Origin of the sequence: Streptomyces sp. E11-3 (genome assembly GCF_046540415.1) — a bacterium.
Taxonomy (GTDB): domain Bacteria; phylum Actinomycetota; class Actinomycetes; order Streptomycetales; family Streptomycetaceae; genus Streptomyces.
The window spans coordinates 2,247,959-2,266,821 of record NZ_JAZGRL010000002.1 but is presented as its reverse complement, the minus strand read 5'-3'; the positions used below and the strand labels follow the sequence as shown (position 1 = coordinate 2,266,821).

The following is an 18,863-nucleotide window of genomic DNA, read 5'->3' as shown; positions in this document are numbered from 1 at the left end:
CCTACTGTTCCGTACCGGCCGAGGCCGTGGCGCCGGAATCGGCCAGCCGTCCCTCCCACACCCGGGTCAGATCGGCCGTGTCGTGCTGGAGGAAGCGGCTGCGGGTGAGCAAGGCGCCGTTCTCCCGTACGAGTACGTCGCTGACCGTGCAGGTGGGCTCGAAGGTGACCTGCCCGTCCTGGTCGACCACACTGACCATGGCGAGACAGCTGGTCCGCACGGTCCCGTCCGGCTCCTGCTCGACGACGTAGCGGTTGAACCAGTGGCGCATGGCCTTGCCCGCGTAGTGCTCAAGCCCGCCGAGGGTGCCGTCGATGATCTGCTGACGGCCCTCGAGCCGCCAGCCGAGCGAGTGCTCGAAGACACCGTCCTCGGTGAAGGTGGCGGCGTACTCCGCCACGCGTCCCTCCTCCATGAGCGACATCTGACGGGCGTAGAACTGCACAACCTCGCAGTACAGGACGGCGTCCTGGGTCATGGCTGGCTCCTCACAGGGCGGTGGTGGTCGTTCCCGTGGGCCACGCTGCCGACTGGTGGTCCAGAACACCTGGAGGGGCAGTCAAGCGCCAGGGCGCACCCTGGGAATCCTTGCCCGCCCACTCCGGGAGACCACCTATGAGCCAGGACGTCACCCCGTACCGCATAGCCATCCAGGACGAGGCGCTGGCCGATCTGCGCCGGCGCCTGAGCGACGTGCGCTGGCCGGACGCCGAGACCACCGGGGACTGGTCGCAGGGCGTACCGCTGCACTACCTCCAGGAGCTGTCCACGCACTGGGCGCACAGCTACGACTGGCGGGCCACCGAGAAGCACCTGAACTCCTTCCCGCAGTTCCGCACCGACATCGACGGGCTCGGCATCCACTTCCTGCACGTCCGTTCCCCGCACCCCGGCGCCCTGCCGCTGCTGATCACCCACGGATGGCCGGGCAGCGTCGCGGAGTTCACGGATGTCATCGGGCCGCTCACCGAGCCCGAGAACCCGGCGGACGCCTTCGACGTGGTGATCCCGGCGCTGCCCGGCTACGGCTTCAGCGACCGCCCGCAGGGCACCGGCTGGGGCGTTGAGCGGATCGCGGGAGCCTGGGCCGAGCTGATGCGCAGGCTCGGCTATGAGCGGTACGCCGCGCACGGCGGCGACTGGGGCTCGTTCGTCACCGCGCAGCTGGGCCACGCCGACGCCGACCGGCTCGCGGCGATCCACGTCACCATGGCCTTCGCGGGGCCGCCCGAGGAGCAGGTGGAGCTGACCGAGCGGGACCAGGCCGGGCTCGCCCGGGTCAAGGAGTTCATGGAGCGCGAGTCGGGCTACTCCGCGATCCAGTCCACCCGTCCGCAGACCCTCGGCTACGGCCTCGCGGACTCGCCCGTGGCCCAACTGGCCTGGATCGCCGAGAAGTACTGGACCTGGACCGACCACGACGGCGACCTCGACCAGGCGATCGGGCGGGACCGGCTCCTTGACACCGCCAGCCTGTACTGGCTGACCAACACGGGCACCTCCTCCGCACGGCTGTACTGGGAGAGCCACAACCGGGTGCCGATGCACCAGATCGCGGTGCCCTCCGGCATCACGATCTTCCCGAAGGACGCCCGGATGCCCCGTCCGTGGATCGAACAGCGCTTCACCGACCTGCGTCACTGGAACGACGCGGACCGCGGCGGCCACTTCCCCGCCATCGAACAGCCAGACTTCCTCGTCGACGAACTCCGCACGTTCTTCCGGCCGTTGCGTTGACACCCCGCCCGCGGGCCAAGAGCCTGTTTCTGAACCCCCGCCTGCGCCCCGACGCCCGGCACGCACCCTCGCCGCACGGCGCCACAGGACAGGTGGCTCCTTCCCCAAGCTCTCGGCTTCGCTCGAGCAGGGGAGACCCCATTCATGACCTGCACCGCCGCACGCCGAGGGCACGCACCGACCGCCGCTGCGCCCGCGCTCCGCGCGGACGACGGGGGTTCAGAAGCAGGCTCCAGCGGTGACAGGGAAGCGACGGGTGTTCGAGAACGCGTCGACCTCGACTCCAGCACATCGGCTGAATCTGACCCGAGCACCGGCCTCAGAAGGGAAACGTCATGACCGAGCCCGCCACCGAACTGCCGGAGTTCCCCTGGCATCGCACCTGCCCGATGGCTCCGCCGAAGCAGTACGCGGAGATCCGCGCGGCTGAACCGATCAAGAAGGTCAGGCTGGCCACCGGGCGGACCGCCTGGGTGGTCACCCGATACGAGCACGTCAAGGCGCTGCTGACCGATCCCCGTGCCAGTTCGGACCGCGCCCACGAGGGCTTCCCGTACTACATCGACGTCCCCCAGGAGTTCCGGACCGAGGGCTCCTTCATCGGCTGGGACCCGCCCAAGCACACGCTGCACCGCCGGATGGCGGCGCTGTCCGGTGACTTCACCAGGCAGCGGGTGCGGGCGCTGCGGCCTCGGATGACGGAGATCGTGGACGAGTGCATCGACCAGATGCTGGAGGCCGGCCCGCCGGTGGACCTGGTGCACATGCTCGCTCTGCGGGTGCCCATGACCATCGTCTGCGAGATCCTCGGCATCCCCGCCAAGGACCAGGACTACCTGCACTCCTGCACCGACGTCCTGTTCGGTGGACGCAGCACCGCGGAACAGCGGTCGGACGCGATCCAGCGGGTGGGCGTGTACCTGGAGGAGCTGGTCGCGCACAAGGAGGAGAACCCCGGCGAGGACCTGATCAGCCGGATGATCTCCCGGTACCGGCAGGAAGGGATCTACGAGCGGCGCGAGATGTGCAACGTCACGCGGCTGCTCCTCAACGGCGGCCACGAGACCAGCGCCGCGATGATCGCCCTGAGCGTCATGTCGCTGCTCGAGCACCCCGACCAGCTGCAGGCGTACCTCACCGACCCCTCCATCAGGGCCAAGGCGGTGGAGGAGCTGCTGCGTTACCTCTCGCCCGGCGACCTGGCGACGTCGCGGGTGGCCACGGCCGACATCGAGATCGGCGACGTGGTCATCCGCGAGGGCGAGGGCATGATCCTGCTGGGCATGTCGGCCAACCGGGACCCGGATGTCTTCGACCGTCCCGACGAGCTGGACCTCAGCCGGGGCGACCGGCAGCACCTGGCGCTGGGGCACGGGGTGCACCACTGCATCGGCGCCGAGATCGCGCGGGTCGAGCTGGACGTCGTCCTCGACACGATCTTCCGCCGGCTGCCCGGCCTGAAGATGGCCAAGTCCTGGGATCAGCTGCGGTACAAGGACGGCAACGTGATGTACGGCGTCTTCGAGATGCCGGTCACCTGGTGAACACCGCGGCGTACGGCGCCGGCCCGCTCACGGGACTCCGCGTGGTGGAGCTCGCGGCGATCGGACCGGTCCCGTACGCCTGTATGGTGCTGGCCGATCTGGGGGCCGATGTGGTGCGGATCGACCGTGCCGACGGCGGACGGTCGTTCGGAGACTGGCACACGGTGCTCGACCGTGGCCGTACCGCGTTGCCGCTCGATCTGAAGGACCCCGGCGATGTGGCCGAGCTGCTGCGGATCGTGGACCGGTCCGACGTCCTGGTCGAGGGCTTCCGGCCCGGCGTCGCCGAGCGGCTCGGGATCGGACCCGGCCAGTGCCACCAGCGCAACCCGGCACTGGTCTACGCACGGATGACGGGCTGGGGACAGGACGGGCCGCTGGCCCGCACACCGGGCCACGACATCAACTACCTGGCCCTGACCGGTGCGCTGTACGCGATCGGCGAGGCCGACGGCCCGCCGATTCCTCCGCTGAACCTCCTGGGCGACTTCGCGGGCGGCGGGATGTTCCTGGTCGCGGGCGTCCTGGCAGCGCTGTACGAGCGGCGCGGCTCCGGCCGCGGACAGGTCGTCGACGCCGCCATCGTGGACGGCGCGGGCTCCATGCTCGGCATGCTGGTCGCGATGGCCGACGCCGGCCAGTGGCGGAACGAGCGCGGGGCGAACCTGCTGGACGGCGGGGCGCCGTTCTACCGCTGCTACGCCTGCGCGGATGGCGGCCATGTCGCGGTGGGGGCCCTGGAGGACCGTTTCTACGGCGCCCTGCTGCACGGGCTCCAACTGGACGGGGACGGCCTTCCGGACCGTGCGGACCGCGCCAACTGGCCCTATCTGACCGCGGTGTTCGAGGAGTGCTTCGCCCGCCAGGGCCGCGACTTCTGGGCCCGCCGGTTCGAGGACACCGAAGCCTGTGTGACACCGGTCCTGAGCGTCGCGGAGGCCGCCGGGCATCCCCACCACCAAGCGCGTGGCAGCGGCCCGGCAGCACCGGCCCCGCGCTTCGCCCGGCCCCGGACTCCCGGCTCCGGTGTTTCTCGACCAGCCCGCTAGGCAGCGCGATGACGGTGACCGGACCAGCCGGAGGTGGAGCACCGCCGGTCAAGGCAGCGGAACACGAGGGAGGGGCGATGGCTGAGCAGGGACTGCAGCTCTACGACACGACCCTGCGCGACGGCACGCAGCAGAAGGGCATGGTGCTGACGGTCGACGACAAACTCGCTGTCGCGCGTCACCTGGACGCCATCGGGGTCGGCTTCATCGAAGGGGGCTGGCCCGGAGCGGTGCCGAGGGACACCGAGTTCTTCCGCCGGGCCCGCAGGGAACTCGACCTGAAACACGCCCAGTTGGCGGCGTTCGGCGCGACCCGTAAGGCCGCCACACCGGTGACCGTGGACTCGCAGGTACGGGCGCTGCTCGAGGCGGAGACCCCCGTGGTGACCCTGGTGGCCAAGAGCGACACCCGCCATGTCGCCCGTGCCCTGCGCACCACGCTCGCCGAGAACCTGGCGATGATCAGCAGCACCGTACGCCACCTGGTACGCAACGGACGCCGGGTGTTCCTGGACGCCGAGCACTACTTCGACGGCTATCTGGACAACCGCGAGTACGCCCTGGAGGTGGTGCGCACCGCCGCCGAGGCCGGGGTCGAGGCGGTGGTCCTGTGCGACACCAACGGCGGCTCGCTGCCGGACGGCATACGCGACATCGTGGCGGACACCCTCGCGATGACCGGCGCCGCGGTCGGCATCCACTGCCACGACGACTCCGGCTGCGCGGTGGCCAACACCATGGCCGCGGTGGACGCCGGAGCCGTCCATGTCCAGGGCACCGCGCACGGCTACGGCGAACGCTGCGGAAACGCCAACCTGTTCACCGTCATCGCCAACCTCGTACTCAAGCGGGGACGCGAGGTCATCCCACCGGAGAACCTGCGGCTGCTGTCGGCGGCCGGCGGTGCCATCGCCGAGCTGACTGAGCTCACGACGGCACCCGGAGCCCCGTACGTCGGGGCCGGGGCCTTCACCCACAAGGCGGGCCTGCACGCCTCCGCCCTGCGCGTCGAGCCCGACCTGTACCAGCACATCGACCCGGCCCGGGTCGGCAACGCCATGCGCACCTTGGTCTCCGACATGGGCGGGCGCTCCTCCATCGAACTCAAGGCCCGCGAGCTGGGCTTCGACATCGCGGCGGGCTCGCCGGAGGTGGCGCGGACCGCGGCCCGTATCAAGGAGCTGGAGAGCCAGGGGTACAGCTTCGAGTCCGCGGACGCGTCCTTCGCGCTGCTGCTGCGCGAGGAACTGACCGGGGACAGCCCGCAGCTGCCGCCGTTCGAGGTCGACTCCTGGAACGTCTCGGTGACCGGGCCGCGCGGCGGCCAGGCCGGCGGCGAGGTGGGCGCCGAGGCGTCGGTCCGGCTGCGGGTCGACGGGGTGCCGCTGGGCGCGACCTGCCAGGCCGCGACCCCGGTGCACGCCCTGGACACGGCCCTGCAGAAGGCGCTGGTCCCGTTCTTCGCCGACCTCGCCCGGCTGGAGCTGGTCGACTACCAGGTCCGGGTGCTCAGCGGGAGCGGCGGCGGTGCGGCCACCCGGGTGCGGGTCACCTACCGCGACGGCGACCGCGACTGGAGCACGGTGGGCGTCGGCGAGAACGAGGTCGCCGCCGGCTGGCGGGCCCTGCTCGACGCGATCCGCTACGCCCTGCTCCCGCAGCCGGAACCCGGCCGCGGGGGCCTCGCCCTCGCCTCCGTACGGGCCTGGTCAGGGCGCGCGGCATGACCTCGTCCAACGCCCGCTCACCCCGGCCTGATCCGCCGGGCAGGCCCTAGACCCCCAGATCCCCTGGAGTTGCTGTGCGTGTGGAAGGAATCTACCTACGGGGGACCTCCGTACGGCTCCCCGCCGTGCTGCCGCTCGCCGACGCGGTGGCCTCCGGCGCCTGCACCCAGCGGGTGGCCACCGGGACCGGCCTGGAGTCGGTGGCGTACTCGCCCGACGAGTCCGCCGCCGAGATGGCCGCGAAGGCCGCGGCCGGGGCGCTGCGGCGGGCGGGCACCGACCCCGACGACATCGAACTGCTGCTGCACGCCGACACCTACCACCAGGGCCAGGACCTGTGGCCGGTGGCCTCGTACATCCAGCGCGAGTCGCTCGGCAACGGCTGCCCGGCCATCGAGATCCGGCAGATGTCCAACGGCGGTCTGGCCGCCATGGACCTGGCCACCGCCTATCTGCTGGCCGGCGAGATGCGCCGCGACGCCCTGCTGACCACCGCGGACCGGTTCTGCGAGCCGGGCATCGACCGCTGGCTCACCGACCCCGGCACGCCCTACGCGGACGGCGCCACCGCCCTGGTGCTCTCCCGCCGCGGCGGCTGGGCCCGGCTGCTGTCCATCGCCCTGCACGCGGACCCCGACCTGGAGCCCCTGCACCGCGGCGACGACCCCTTCACCAAGGCCCCGTTCGCGCACCGCGTGCCGGTCGACTTCGAAGAGGCCAAGCGCGCCTTCATCGGCCGGGTCGGCATGTCGTACGCCATCACCCGCGCCCACAACGGCCAGCAGACCGTACTCAAACAGGCGTTGGCCGAAGCCGGGTCCGAACTGTCCGACGTGGACTGGGTGGTGCTGCCGCACTTCGGCCGCCGACGCCTGGAGGCCATCTACTACAAGCCGTTCGGGATCGACCCGGCCCGCACCACCTGGGAGTTCAGCCGCACCGTGGGACACCTGGGCGCGGGCGACCAGTTCGCGAGCCTGGACCATCTGATCACCTCGGGCCTGGCCAAGCCCGGCGACCGCTGTGTGCTCGTCAGCGTCGGGGCCGGATACAGCTGGGGCTGCGCCGTGCTGGAGATCCTGGACCAGCCCGACGCCGACTGAACGCCGGTCCACCACCACTCCATCGACGCTCTAGTACTCCTCTGTCAGTCTGTTGACCAGCCGTCGCGTACGGCCGCACTCGAAGGGAAGGTCCGCCGTGGCGCCCAACGCTACGCCCGACACCTCCGCGCCCCATGTCACGGAGCACGCCATCACCGTGGCCGCGCCGCCAGCCGTTGTCTACGACCTGGTCGCGGACGTCTCCGCCTGGCCCCAGGTGTTCGGGCCCACCGTCCATGTCGAGGTGCTCGAAGAGGACGCCGACATCAGCAGCGCCGGCGGCGAGCAGCTGCTGCGCATCTGGGCCATGGCCAACGAACAGGTGCGCACCTGGACTTCGCGGCGCGTCCTGGACCCTCGGTCCCGCACCGTCACCTTCCGGCAGGTGGTGTCCGCAGCCCCGGTGGCCCAGATGGGCGGCCAGTGGCGGGTCGAGGAGAACGACGACGGCCGCACCCGGGTGGTGCTGCTGCACGACTACCGCGCCGTCGACGACGACCCGGAGGCCGAGCGGCTGATCGAGCAGGCCGTCGACCGCAACAGCCGGGCCGAGCTGACTGCCCTGAAGAACGCCGCCGAACTGAGTGAATCCCGTGAAGAGGTCCACTTCACCTTCAGCGACTCCGAGACCATCGCCGGGGCGGCGGGCGATGTGTACGCCTTTCTGGACCGTGCGGACCTCTGGCCCGAGCGGCTCCCGCATGTGGCCCGCCTCGACCTCACCGAGGACGAGGAGGGCATCCAGCACATGGACATGGACACCCGCAGCCCCGACGGCTCCACCCACAACACCACGTCGGTACGGGTCTGCTTCGAGGACCGCCAGACGATCGTCTACAAGCAGCTGAGGGTCCCGGTCGCCATGAGCGTGCACACCGGCCGCTGGGTCATCGAACCGCAGGGCGACGGCACCGTACGCGCCACCTCCTGGCACACCGTCGTCCTGGACCCGGAAGGTGTGAGCACCGCGCTCGGTCCCAAGGCGACCCTCGCCGAGGCGCGGGACCTGGTCCGCAAGGCCCTGGGCACCAACAGCTCCACCACCCTGCGGCACGCCAAGAAGTACGCGGAGGGCCTGCATGCCGGATCGTGACCTGGGCCGACCCGTCACCGTCATCAACCGCTTCACGGTGACGGGTGACATCGGGGAGTTCGAGCGGGCCTTCCGTGAGCACAGCCAGTTCCTGCGGATGCGCCCCGGCTTCGACTTCCTGGTGACGGTCAGGCTGATCGACGCGCCTCAGGTGTATGTGCACCTGGGGCACTGGCGACACCTGCGCGGCTTCCTGGACACCGTGCACCACGACGTCTTCCTGGAGCACGTACGGCGGCTCGGCCCACTGGTGGACACCGAGGCGGACCAGGCGGTCAGCGTGGGCCGGGTGCTGCGCACCAACGCCGCCGTCGGTGCCGCGAACGTCGTCATCACCTGGGCCGACGTCTCCGACGACTGGCGGGAGTTCGAGCGGCGCTTCGCCGAACTCGACTACCAGTGCGACCGCCTGGAGGGCTTCGGCGGCAGCGACCTGCTGCGCTCGACCGTACAGCCGCTCGCCTACACCGGGGTGCAGTGGTGGCGTACCGCCGAGGACTGCGAGCGCGCCCTGCGCAGCAGGGGCTACCGCGCCGGATACCGGGCGCTCTCCGGCATCGCGAAGATCACCACGGAGCGGACCCGGCACATCGCCTACGAGCGTGTGATCGACTGAGCCGCCGCACTAGGCGACACCCGGCGCGCGTGCCCCAGCACTACGCGACACCCGCCACACGAGCCCCCGCACCCCCGTATCTGCAGTGTTCCACCGCGCCCTGAGCCGAGGACGACAGGTCCTCGGCTCGCTCGCGTTCCGGCCCCGAGCCCAGCTCAAGCAGGCAGGCCCACCCTGCGCATATGGCGGATGAGACGAGCATCACCGTGTTACGCGGCCACCCCGACGAAGCCGAACTCGCGGCGGTGACCGTCGTGCTCCTCGCGCTGCTGCGCGGCAGCGGCGAGCCGGAGCAGGAGGTGCTGGCGGCCTATGCCGGCTGGACTGTCAAGGGCGGTGGCTACCGCCCTTCGGCGGCCTGGTCGGGTCAGTGACCCGGCGGCGTACGACAGCGGCCCGCCCCTACAGGGCAGCGGGGCGCCCACGACTTGCGAGGGGGAGGCGATGACCGGCTACCAGAGCTTCACCGAACTGATCAGGGCCAGGGCCGCACAGTCACCCGATCGGGACGCTCTGGTGCTGCTCGCCGAAGACGGCGGGCAGCTGCTTCCGGAGAGCGTCTCCTACGCGGAACTCGACGGCGCGGCCAGGGCGGTGGCGGGCCGGCTCCAGCGGCATGTGCCCCCGGGCGAGCGGGTGCTGATCCTGCACGGGTCCCGGCGGCAGTTCGCCATCGGCTTCCTGGCCTGCCTGTACGCCGGTGTCGTCGCCGTACCCACGGCACCGCCGGACGGGCGCGGCCACCACGACGGCCGGGTCGCGGGCATCGTCAAGGACGCGGCCGCGTCCTGTGTGCTCACCTCGGCAGCCGAGGCCGCCGAGGTCACCCAACTGCTCGCCCGCACCGGCTACGAGCAGGTCCTCTGCATCCTCACGGACGCCCCCGACATCGCCCAGGAGGCGGAGCGCTGGAGTCCACCGGACCTCGACGGGGACACGGCCGCGTTCCTCCAGTACACCTCGGGCTCCACCAGGGACCCCCGCGGCGTGGTGGTGACCCAGGGCAACCTGCTCGCCAACCACGAGGCGATCAGCCAGGCGCTCGGCACCCGCCCAGGCGCCCGGATCGGCGGCTGGCTGCCGCTGCACCACGACATGGGCCTGATCGGGCAGCTGCTGCACGCCCTGTGGCTCGGCGGCACCGCCGTACTGCTCTCGCCGTCGGCGTTCGTCCGCAAGCCGGTGCACTGGCTCCAGGCCATCTCGCGCTACCGGCTGACCGTCAGCGGCGCCCCGGACTTCGCGTACGAACTGTGCGTACGCCGGGTCAACGACGCCCAGATCGCCGGACTTGACCTGTCCTGCTGGGAGATCGCGGTGGACGGCGGGGAGCCGGTGCGCGCCGAGACACTGCGGGCCTTCGCCGAGCGGTTCGCCCCGGCCGGGCTGCGCCCCGAGGCGCTGGTGGCCTGCTACGGGCTGGCCGAGGCCACCCTGCTGGTCACCGGATCCGAGGCGGAACCGGCACTGCCGCACCACACCATGGACATCGCAGCGCTGGAGGGGGGCGAACTGCGCGAGGCCGCCCCGTACGCCCTGGGCCGCGACCTGGTGCACAGCGGCTCCGCGGTCGCCGGAGAGGTGCGCATCGTCGACCCGGACACCTGCGAAGAGCTCAAGGACGGCCGGATCGGCGAGATCTGGCTGCGCGGCGCCTCGGTGGCGCGCGGCTACTGGGCCCGCCCCGCGGAGACCGCGGCGACCTTCGACGGACACATCGTCGGCGGCGAGGGCGGCTATCTGCGCACCGGCGACCTCGGAGCGCTGCGCGAGGGCCGGCTCCATGTGACCGGCCGCATCAAGGACATGATCGTGGTGGCCGGGCGCAACCTGTACCCGCAGGACCTGGAGCGGACCGTGCAACAGGTCAGCGCGCTGTTCGGCTCGGGTACGGCCTTCGCGGTACCCGGCGAACGGGAACGCATCGTCGTCGTCCAGGAGCTGCGCGCCCGCAGCCGGTACGACATCGACCTGGACGAACTCAGCACCGTAGTGCAGAAACGACTCAGCGAGGAGTACGAGGTGAGTACCGGCGGAGTGCTGCTGGTCAGGCCCGGAACCGTGCGCAGGACCTCCAGCGGAAAGGTGCAGCGGGCAGCCATGCGGCAGCTGTTCCTGCGCGGCGAGCTCAAACCCCTGCACCAGCGTATCGACCCCGAGGTCGAGCGGCTGCTCGCGACCTGGAGCCGGCGATGAGGGCGCCACGGGAACGCATCGACGCCCTGGAACACGCCTTCGGCCCGCTGGAGGACGCCGACAACCCCCTCGGCATCAAGGCCCTGCTCGCCGCGGACGCCGCGGGCGAGGTCCTGCCCGGCGCCGAACAGGTCCTGGACGCCCAGGAGTTCAACGCCGAGTTCGTACCCGCCGAACACGGCGGGCGTCTTGAGCGGATGGACGTGCTGGGCCGGGTGCTGCGCCCCGCCTTCCGCAGGGACGCCTCACTCGGCTTCGGCTATGGACTCAACTGCTTCTTCGCCGCGGTACCGGTGTGGACCGGAGGCGACATCGACCAGCGGGAACTGGCCGCACGGCTGCTCCTGGACGGTGAGCGCATCGCGGTCGCCCGGCACGAGGTGGCGCACGGCAACGACTTCGTCCGCGACGAGTTCACAGCACGCTCCGACCCCGGCGGCGGCCTGCGCCTGGAGGGCAGCAAGACCGCCATCGCCAACGCCTCGCGCGCCCGCGGTCTGGTCGTCTTCGCCAGGACCGGCGAGGTCAGCGGGCGCAGCCACACCGTGCTGCTGCTCGACCGGGCCGAGCTGCCCGCTGGCCAGGTCGAGGACCTCAGGCGGCACACCACCAACGGTATGCGCAGCGCCGAGTTCGGCGGCCTGCGGATCACCGACTGTCCGGTCCCGGACAGCGCGGTGGTCAGCGCCCTCGGCGACGGCTACGACCTGTCGCTGCGGTCCTCGCTGGTGATCCGTGGACTCATCCCGTCCATCGTGCTCGCCGGGGCCGACACCGCACTGCGCACCGTGACCAGGTTCGCGGTGCGCCGCAGGGACGACGGCCGGTCCTCGCTCGACGTCCAGCACGTCCGGGACGTACTCACCGGGGCCTTCCTCGACCTGCTGCTCAGCGACTGTCTCGCCCTGGTCGCGACCCGGGCGCTGCATCTGCTGCCGAAGCAGATGAGCGCGTACGCGGCGGCCGCGGCCTATCTCGCGCCGAAGATCGTCGCCGAGGCGATGGACGAGATGTCGGCGGTGCTCGGCGAGGAGTCGTTCGCCGAGGACGGCACGTACGGGATGTTCCAGAAGCAGCTGCGCGACCTGCCGGTCACCTCGCTGGGGCACGCCGGCAGCGCGGGCCGCCAGGTCAGCATCCTGCCGCAGCTGCCGTACTTCGCCAAGCACGCCTGGTTCGCCGACGAGGAGCCGCCGGCCGAGCTGTTCCACCCGTACGGCGAGCTGCCGCCGCTGCAGCTGTCCAAGCCCCGCCTGCTCGGCGACGGCGACCCGCTGGCCGCAACCCTGGTGGCCTGCGCCGACCTGCTGGCCTTCGGCGAAGCGCCGGCGGGTAACAAGGAGGCGGGGACCACGCTGAGCCGGCTGACCCACGCCTTCACCGGTGAACTTGACGAGCTACGCCGGGTGTTCGCCGCCGTACCGGACGGGGACCGCAAGGCCCTGGCCAGCCCGCACCACTTCGGTCTCGCCGACCGCTACACCCTGGTGCTGGCCGCGGCGGCGTGCCTCGGGGTCTGGCGCGAGCAGCAGACGGCGGCCGAGCCCGGCGACCCGTCCGGCGCCTTCCTGGCCGACCCCTCCTGGGCGGCCGCCGCGCTGTACCGCCTGGGCCGCCGCCTCGGCCTCGCACTGCCGGACCGCCCCACCGCCTGTGAACAGCGGGTACTCGCCGAGGTCCTGACCCGACTGCACGGCCGCCGCAGCTACGACCTGTACGGCTCCGCGGTCGCCTGAGGGGCGCAGCCAAGCGGGGTCGAACGGGGGCCACAAGCCCGGCCGCCGAGCCGGGAGGACCGATCCAAGCCCGAGAGGGAGCACACGATGGCTGAGAATGCCGACAACGAAGACGCCCGGTACGAGTCGGTCCACCGCGAATGGCTGCTGGAGCGGATGTCCCGCTATCTGGGCCGCCATGTGGATGACACGGTCTCGTTCTACGAGTACGGCCTGGACTCGGTGGCCGCGCTCAGCCTCTATGGGGACATCGAGGAGGAGTTCGGCCCGATCATCGAGCCCGCCGACATCTGGACGTATCCGACCATCCGGGAGCTCTCCCGCTACATGGAGCTGCGCGACCTGCGCCCGCGGGCCGGGCAGGTGCGGGCGGCCTTCGTGTTCACCGGGCAGGGCAGCCAGCACCCCGGGATGACCTCCGGTCTGTATATGAACTCCACCGGCTACCGCGGCTACCTCGACGAGGTCTCCGAGATCCTGCAGCCGTTCACCGGCCTGTCCATGGTCGACCTGATCCTCGGCAGCGACCCGCGCATCCACCAGACCGCCTTCACCCAGCCCGCGCTCTTCGCCGTGGAGTACGCCCTGGCCAGGACGCTGGAGGAGGCCGGGGTGCAGCCGGTGGCCGTCCTGGGCCATGGCGTCGGCGAGTACGCGGCCGCCACCATCGCCGGTGCGCTCACCCTGGAGGACGCGGCGAAGCTGGTGTCGCTGCGGGGTGCGTTCATGCAGTACCTGCCGTCCGGCGGCGGCATGATGGCCACCTGCGCGGCTCCCTACGAGGCGGCCGAACTGGTGGCCGACGAGCCGGGCGTGGGTATCAGCGCCATCAACGCGGCCCGGGCCACGGTGCTGGCCGGCGAGGTGGCCGGACTCGAACGCATCCAGGACCAGCTGGAGGCCCGCGGTATCGCCTGCCGCCACCTGACCGTCACGCACGCCTTCAACTCGCCCCTGATGAACCCGATGCTGCCCAAGTTCGAGTCGGTGGCCCGCAGGCTGTCCGGGGTCTCCGCCCGGCTGCCCTTCTACTCGACCGTGCACGGCAGGCTCACCACCGAGCCGCTCTACGCGCCGTACTGGACCGAGCAGATCACCGCGCCGATCCGGTTCGCGGACGCGGCCAGGAGCCTGCTGACCCAGCAGACGCCCAGCCATGTCGTGGAGATCGGCCCGCGGGTCGTACTCACCCCGTTCCTGCGCCGGATGGGCGGCAGCGAGGGACCCCAGTGCATCGCGCTGTGCAAGGGACCACAGAGCGACGCGGTGGATCTGGCAGGGGTGATATCGGCACTGGACGCGGGTCCGCTGACCGCCGCTCTGGCGGGAGCTTGAGATGACGCCGCCGATCGCTCATCCGCTGCACGCCAAGGACCCCAGCGGCCCCTGGGACCGCGTGCGGGACGAACTCGCCCGCACGGGGAACGTGCTGGTCTACGGGGAACTGGCGGCCTGGGTGCCCAAGGGCGCCCACCAGGCGCGCCCGCTGCTCGGCCGGGACTGGAACCGCTACGAGACGCTGGCCCATCCCAAGATGCGCGAGCGCTTCCTGGCGTCCCGGCTGCTGCTGCGGCACACCGCGGCCGCGGCCATCGACACCACGCCCGACCTGGTGGACCTGGCCTACCAGCCGGGCGGCCGCCCCTTCGTCCGCGGCTGCGACCAGATCGACGTCAGCCTCAGCCACACCGAGGAGCTGATGGTCGTCGGGATCACCCACAGCGGCCGGATCGGCGTCGACGTGGAGCTCGCCGACCGCAAACTCGCCGGTACGGGCTCGGAGTTGCAGGCCTGTACTCCGTTCGAGAAACGCCAGCTCGACGCGGGCGGCGACGGAGTGCGCAACGACAACCTGGTGCGCATGTGGACGCTGAAGGAGGCGTACAGCAAGGCGCTGGGCCAGGGGCTGCGGTTCCGGTTCACCGAGTTCGGGTTCGCCCTGGACCAGGAAGGGGGCGCGTCGCTCGTACGTCCTGACGGCACCCCGGTCGGGGGCCAGGAGTGGCGGTTCGGCACCTTCGGTGTGGCGGACCGGTATCTGGTGAGCGCGGCGGTGCACGACACGGGCTTCGGTGCGGGCCGTGACCTCTCCGTACGGACCACGCTCGACGAGGGGATGCTGGACGCGCTGCTGGGCGTGAACTCCGGCCCCTCGGGCTCAGGGAATCCAGCCGACCTCCTGGGCCCGGCGGATGGCGTCGATACGGTTGCGCGCGCCGAGCTTGCTGACGATCGCCGTGAGGTAGTTGCGGACCGTCCCCTTGGTCAGGAACAGGCAGCCGGCGATCTCGGCGGCGTCGGCCCCCTGCGAGGCGAGCCGCAGCACCTCCAGCTCGCGGGGGGTGAGCGGGACGTCGGGCGAGTCCCAGGCGGTGAGGGCGAGTTGGGGGTCGACGACTCGCTGACCGGCAGCCACTGACCGTACCGCCAGGGCGAGCTGGTCCGGCGGCGAGTCCTTGAGCAGAAAGCCGGAGACGCTGGCGGACAGGGCGCGCCGCAGGGTTCCTGGCCGGCCCAGGCTGGTCAGGATCAGCGTCCGGCAGCTGGGCAGCTGTTCGTGCAGCTCGGTGGCCGCGGTGAGCCCGTCCGTACCCGGCAGATCGATGTCGATGATGGCGACATCGGGCCTGACCTCCAGGGCGGTCTTCACGATCACGTCGCCTCGGTCGACCGAGGCGACGACCTCCAGATCGGGTTCGAGCTGGAGCAGGGCGACCAGTGCCCCGCGCACCATATGGACATCCTCGGCGAGCAGGATCTTCACGGACAACACCGGTAACCCCCGCAGATCAACGTTGTCGATGTTCAGGCCGCTCTCATCCCGGACCCGGACGCCACGGAGGAGTCCGCTGTCGCGTCGTCGGTACGTGGCCTGAGGGGGGCCCACGCCTCCAGTTGGAAGAGACCGTCCTCGAGCGGACCCGCCGTCAGATGCCCGCCGATCGCGGCGAATCGCTTCCGGAGGTTGTCCAGGCCGCTGCCGCCGACGGACCGCGTGGAGAGGTTCTCGTGCTGCTCGTGTGCCCCGTCGTTCACCATCCTGAGCACGATCGATTCCTCCCCCTCGACCACGGCCGAGATGGTGCAGGAGCGCACCTTGCTGTGCCTGAGGATGTTGGTCACCCCCTCCCGTAGCGCGGTGGCCAGCACCGTGTCGACGACAGGATGGAGTCGTCCACAGTCTATGTCGACCTCGGCCCTGACATCGGCGGCGGCGAGCACGGATTCGGCCGACACGCCCTCGTCGCGCAGCGACATGTCCCGGTAGCCGCTGGACACCAGCCGCACATCGCCCAGCGCCTGCCGCGCCACTTCCAGCAGCGAGGTGGTCTCCTTCTGCGCCTCGTCGGGTTGGCTGGAGATCAGCCGCCGGACCAGCTCGCCCTTGAGGGTGATGGCGGAGAGGCTGTAGCCGAGCAGGTCGTGCAGGTCGCGGGCGAAGCGGAGGCGTTCCTGGCTGACTGCCATGTGGGCCAACTCCGTGCGCGAGGCGAGGAGTTCGTCCATGAGGACGGTGAGTTTGGTGAACCCGTAGATGACGAGCGCCGCGAGCACGCTGGACTGGACGAGATAGATGGCGTACAGCCCGTTGTCGGAGGTGATGCTCGCGAGCACCACGGTGTTGACGAAGATGAGGGCGAAGCAGATCAGCGCCGGCTTGCGGGGCAGCATCAGCAGGACCGATCCCCCCAGGAATCCCCACATGGAGCCCCACATCAACCCGAAGGCGATGGTGGGCACAGAGGTGATGGCCGCCTGCAGGCAGAGCAGGGCGGCCTTGCGGCGCAGGGGCCAGGAGGGCGCCTGGCGCGAGGAGTGGATCACCTGCATGGCCACCAGCGCTGCCACGCAGCCGATCGAGACGGCCGTCTTCCGGGCGTCGGCGTATTCGCCCAGTACGTTGAGCACCATGATGAGCCCGTAGCAGAACACGGCGAAGACGGTGATGAACCGGGCGAGCCGGGGAACGGGCAGTTCCCCGACCGCGGGATGACCGGCTGACGTGCCGCTTGCTGCCCCACCATCCGACCGCGTGATCACGTGACGACTCCTCGACGCAGACGTGGACTGGCGTGAATGGTAGGGCCAATACCGGGGTGGGACCACTTCCTTGGGTGTATCCGACCGTCAGACAAAGAGCGGGATCGGATTGAGATCGGCGTACCGAGAGGACTTTTCGACGCGACCGAGAGTGACCGGTACATCGAAGAGGCGCCCCGGCGCGAACCGGGCCCAGAAGTGCCGAAGCCCGGGGACGATCACCTTGACCACGGGAAGTTCCACGTCAGGTCGTGTCTGGTCGAGTACGAGCAATTCCATTCCGTGACCGCGCACGAGACCTTCACAAGTCCGCACATCCTCCTTGAGGTCCGGTTGCGGGGTGTAGTCGTAGGCGTCCGGGGTGCTGGCTGTCAGGCCGGGGTCCGGGGCCAGGTATGGCTGATTCTCTACGGTCGCCGTCGTCCACCAGGACATCAACTCCGGGTCGGAAAGCGCATACCCGCCATCGTTGAATGTTGCATGGAATACGGCAGGTAGTAGCTGAGTCATTTCGGTGACCGCGCGCCGCAGGGCGATACGGGGATCGAAATGGGCACCGAATCCCAGCGTGATGTCCTCGGCGGGCTTGTCATGGCGCCGTGAAATCGCCGCCATGACGGGGATTCCCAGATCGGAGGTCAGATCGAGAACCCACAGGGACCGATGCGTCCGCGCATACGCCTCGCGGGTCGCGGCCAGCCAGGGTTCGTCGAAGGCGTCCAGGTCGACGGCGCCTTGGCGCGTGCGGTTGTACCACCACAGGGCGACCGCGTCCCGCTCCACCAGCTCCAGGAAGCCCTGGACGATGGCGTCCTCGATGCTGCTGCCTGCGGCGTTGCCGTTCGAGTCGGCCCAGAGGCCGTCCGCCGACGCGCCGATGTCCCGGGCGAAGTACAGCACCGAGGTCGGCAGCAGCTTGTGGGTCTGCTCGGTCAGCGACCAGACCGGCGTCCAGTCGGTCGGCCGGTCCGCGTCGAACGGCGCGCACACCTGCTGGAAGGGCGAGTGGCTGGCGTTCCAGCGCTCCCGGTCCCGGAACTGCCGCTCGTCGAACAGCTGGTACGCGTTGGGGTGGATGCCTCGGTCGCCCAGAGCGCGCAGGGTGTCGCGCACCACCGGTTCGTCACCCTGGCGGGTCGCGCAGTACCGCTCCACCGCCTCGCACAGGGCACCCGTCTCAGCCTCCTTCGCGGTGACCCCCTTTCCGGCGCTGCAGCTGCGCAGCCCGCCGCGCAGCGCGTCCAGCGAGTGTCCGTTCAGGGCCAGATTCCTCCCCGAGACGTAGCAGTTGAGCCCGGACGGCAGCCTGTCGTCACGCTGGATCTCGCTGACGATGCCGGTGACCGGGCTGACCAGGTGCTCGTAGCGGGAGAGCAAGTCCTCCGGGGTGAGGGCCCGGTGGCCTCCCACCCAGGAGGCCTTGGGCCGGGAGGTGATCGTCACCGGCTGGCGCCCTCGGGTGGCCACCAGCCGCGCGTCACCGCACTCCGGGCACTGCGGGCGCCGCCTGATCGGATGCGCCCTGGTGTCCAGGGTCCGGGTGTCCAGCGTGAACAGGCTCTTGCGCAGGCCGCTGTCGGCCCCGGCCAGCCACTTTGCCGTCTCCAGGACCGCCATCTGTACGCCGATGGCCCGCCCGGCGGCGAGCGAGGCCGCCGGGCGGGCCATCGGGCCGCTGATCCCGAGCGCCCGTTGAGCCGGAAGCTCGGCGTGCCGCTGGGCCCGTATCCGGTGCGCCAGACAGGTCCAGCAGGGCCCGTCGCCGGGGACGAAGACGGGCCCCACCCACGGGGTGGGGCCACAGGGTTCGGCGAGCAGCCAGGGGCGCCGCTCCGCGCGGTGCCAGGCGTCGACCGCCCGCAGCTCCGCCGCGAGGTAGTCGTCGCACAGCACCAGCGACACGGCGCCCGCCTCGTCGTCCGCGTCCTCTTCGCACACGGTGAGACCGGACTCCGCCCCCGCCGGGCCGGCCGGTGCGGGGTCCACCCCACCCCCCGGGATGATCCCGCCCAGCTTCGCGG

At 70.8% G+C, this 18,863-nt stretch carries 15 protein-coding genes and 1 pseudogene; 12 read left to right on the top strand and 4 right to left on the bottom strand.

All coding sequences use genetic code 11. From position 1 onward, the window contains the following. Position 1: 1 nt before the first annotated feature. Positions 2 to 478: a nuclear transport factor 2 family protein gene (locus U9R90_RS29360; protein WP_411059697.1), complete on the bottom strand. Its 477-nt coding sequence runs from the start codon at positions 476 to 478 to the stop codon at positions 2 to 4. A 137-nt stretch (positions 479 to 615) separates the two neighbouring features. Between U9R90_RS29360 and U9R90_RS29355 the strand changes: the two genes are divergently transcribed. The 12 genes and pseudogenes from U9R90_RS29355 to U9R90_RS29300 form a co-directional block, all read left to right on the top strand. Beyond that, on the top strand, positions 616 to 1,737 hold the full coding sequence (locus U9R90_RS29355) for an epoxide hydrolase family protein (RefSeq protein ID WP_411059696.1): 1,122 nt from the start codon (positions 616 to 618) through the stop codon (positions 1,735 to 1,737). 335 nt (positions 1,738 to 2,072) lie between these two features. After that, positions 2,073 to 3,281, top strand: a complete 1,209-nt coding sequence (locus tag U9R90_RS29350) for a cytochrome P450 (RefSeq protein WP_411059695.1) — start codon at positions 2,073 to 2,075, stop codon at positions 3,279 to 3,281. After that, positions 3,278 to 4,330, top strand: a complete 1,053-nt coding sequence (locus tag U9R90_RS29345; RefSeq protein ID WP_411059694.1) for a CaiB/BaiF CoA transferase family protein — start codon at positions 3,278 to 3,280, stop codon at positions 4,328 to 4,330. Before U9R90_RS29350 ends, U9R90_RS29345 begins: the two co-directional genes overlap by 4 nt. A 77-nt stretch (positions 4,331 to 4,407) precedes the next feature. Next, on the top strand, positions 4,408 to 6,057 hold the full coding sequence (gene cimA / locus U9R90_RS29340) for a citramalate synthase (protein ID WP_411059693.1): 1,650 nt from the start codon (positions 4,408 to 4,410) through the stop codon (positions 6,055 to 6,057). Positions 6,058 to 6,131: 74 nt separating this feature from the next. Next, entirely contained in the window at positions 6,132 to 7,160 is a 1,029-nt protein-coding gene (locus tag U9R90_RS29335; protein ID WP_411059692.1) for a ketoacyl-ACP synthase III family protein, read from the top strand. A 97-nt stretch (positions 7,161 to 7,257) separates the two neighbouring features. After that, positions 7,258 to 8,253: an aromatase/cyclase gene (locus tag U9R90_RS29330; protein ID WP_411059691.1), complete on the top strand. Its 996-nt coding sequence runs from the start codon at positions 7,258 to 7,260 to the stop codon at positions 8,251 to 8,253. Continuing rightward, entirely contained in the window at positions 8,240 to 8,869 is a 630-nt protein-coding gene (locus U9R90_RS29325) for an antibiotic biosynthesis monooxygenase family protein (RefSeq protein ID WP_411059690.1), read from the top strand. Before U9R90_RS29330 ends, U9R90_RS29325 begins: the two co-directional genes overlap by 14 nt. A 182-nt stretch (positions 8,870 to 9,051) precedes the next feature. Beyond that, positions 9,052 to 9,243 (top strand): acyl-CoA carboxylase subunit epsilon, encoded by a 192-nt coding sequence (locus tag U9R90_RS29320; protein WP_411059689.1) that lies wholly within the window; start codon positions 9,052 to 9,054, stop codon positions 9,241 to 9,243. A 70-nt stretch (positions 9,244 to 9,313) separates the two neighbouring features. Beyond that, positions 9,314 to 11,065 carry a fatty acyl-AMP ligase gene (locus tag U9R90_RS29315; protein ID WP_411059688.1) on the top strand — a complete coding sequence of 584 codons (1,752 nt, stop codon included), beginning with the start codon at positions 9,314 to 9,316 and terminating at the stop codon, positions 11,063 to 11,065. After that, a complete protein-coding gene (locus U9R90_RS29310) occupies positions 11,062 to 12,801 on the top strand; it encodes an acyl-CoA dehydrogenase family protein (RefSeq protein ID WP_411059687.1) in 1,740 nt (579 codons plus the stop codon). Before U9R90_RS29315 ends, U9R90_RS29310 begins: the two co-directional genes overlap by 4 nt. Before the next feature lie 87 nt (positions 12,802 to 12,888). After that, positions 12,889 to 14,136, top strand: a complete 1,248-nt coding sequence (locus U9R90_RS29305) for an acyltransferase domain-containing protein (protein ID WP_411059686.1) — start codon at positions 12,889 to 12,891, stop codon at positions 14,134 to 14,136. Between the two features lies 1 nt (position 14,137). Then, positions 14,138 to 14,821: pseudogene (locus tag U9R90_RS29300) on the top strand (4'-phosphopantetheinyl transferase family protein); the annotation flags it as partial. A gap of 138 nt (positions 14,822 to 14,959) precedes the next feature. On the opposite strand, the gene U9R90_RS29295 reads toward U9R90_RS29300, so the two are convergent. From U9R90_RS29295 to U9R90_RS29285, 3 genes are all read right to left on the bottom strand, one after another. Continuing rightward, complete coding sequence (locus tag U9R90_RS29295) at positions 14,960 to 15,571, bottom strand: DNA-binding response regulator (RefSeq protein WP_411059685.1); 612 nt, start codon at positions 15,569 to 15,571, stop codon at positions 14,960 to 14,962. A 35-nt stretch (positions 15,572 to 15,606) separates the two neighbouring features. Further along, positions 15,607 to 16,842 (bottom strand): sensor histidine kinase, encoded by a 1,236-nt coding sequence (locus tag U9R90_RS29290; RefSeq protein ID WP_411059684.1) that lies wholly within the window; start codon positions 16,840 to 16,842, stop codon positions 15,607 to 15,609. A gap of 87 nt (positions 16,843 to 16,929) precedes the next feature. After that, positions 16,930 to 18,863: TOMM precursor leader peptide-binding protein (locus tag U9R90_RS29285; protein ID WP_411059683.1), on the bottom strand; the 1,934-nt coding region annotated here is incomplete at its 5' end.

Excerpts from the sequence above, each read along its gene's own strand:
- U9R90_RS29305 (WP_411059686.1), top strand. The coding sequence starts at position 12,889 with ATGGCTGAGAATGCCGACAACGAAGACGCCCGGTACGAGTCGGTCCAC.
- cimA (WP_411059693.1), top strand. The coding sequence starts at position 4,408 with ATGGCTGAGCAGGGACTGCAGCTCTACGACACGACCCTGCGCGACGGC.
- U9R90_RS29350 (WP_411059695.1), top strand. The coding sequence starts at position 2,073 with ATGACCGAGCCCGCCACCGAACTGCCGGAGTTCCCCTGGCATCGCACC.
- U9R90_RS29325 (WP_411059690.1), top strand. The coding sequence starts at position 8,240 with ATGCCGGATCGTGACCTGGGCCGACCCGTCACCGTCATCAACCGCTTC.
- U9R90_RS29360 (WP_411059697.1), bottom strand. The coding sequence starts at position 478 with ATGACCCAGGACGCCGTCCTGTACTGCGAGGTTGTGCAGTTCTACGCC.
- U9R90_RS29310 (WP_411059687.1), top strand. The coding sequence starts at position 11,062 with ATGAGGGCGCCACGGGAACGCATCGACGCCCTGGAACACGCCTTCGGC.
- U9R90_RS29355 (WP_411059696.1), top strand. The coding sequence starts at position 616 with ATGAGCCAGGACGTCACCCCGTACCGCATAGCCATCCAGGACGAGGCG.
- U9R90_RS29320 (WP_411059689.1), top strand. The coding sequence starts at position 9,052 with ATGGCGGATGAGACGAGCATCACCGTGTTACGCGGCCACCCCGACGAA.
- U9R90_RS29315 (WP_411059688.1), top strand. The coding sequence starts at position 9,314 with ATGACCGGCTACCAGAGCTTCACCGAACTGATCAGGGCCAGGGCCGCA.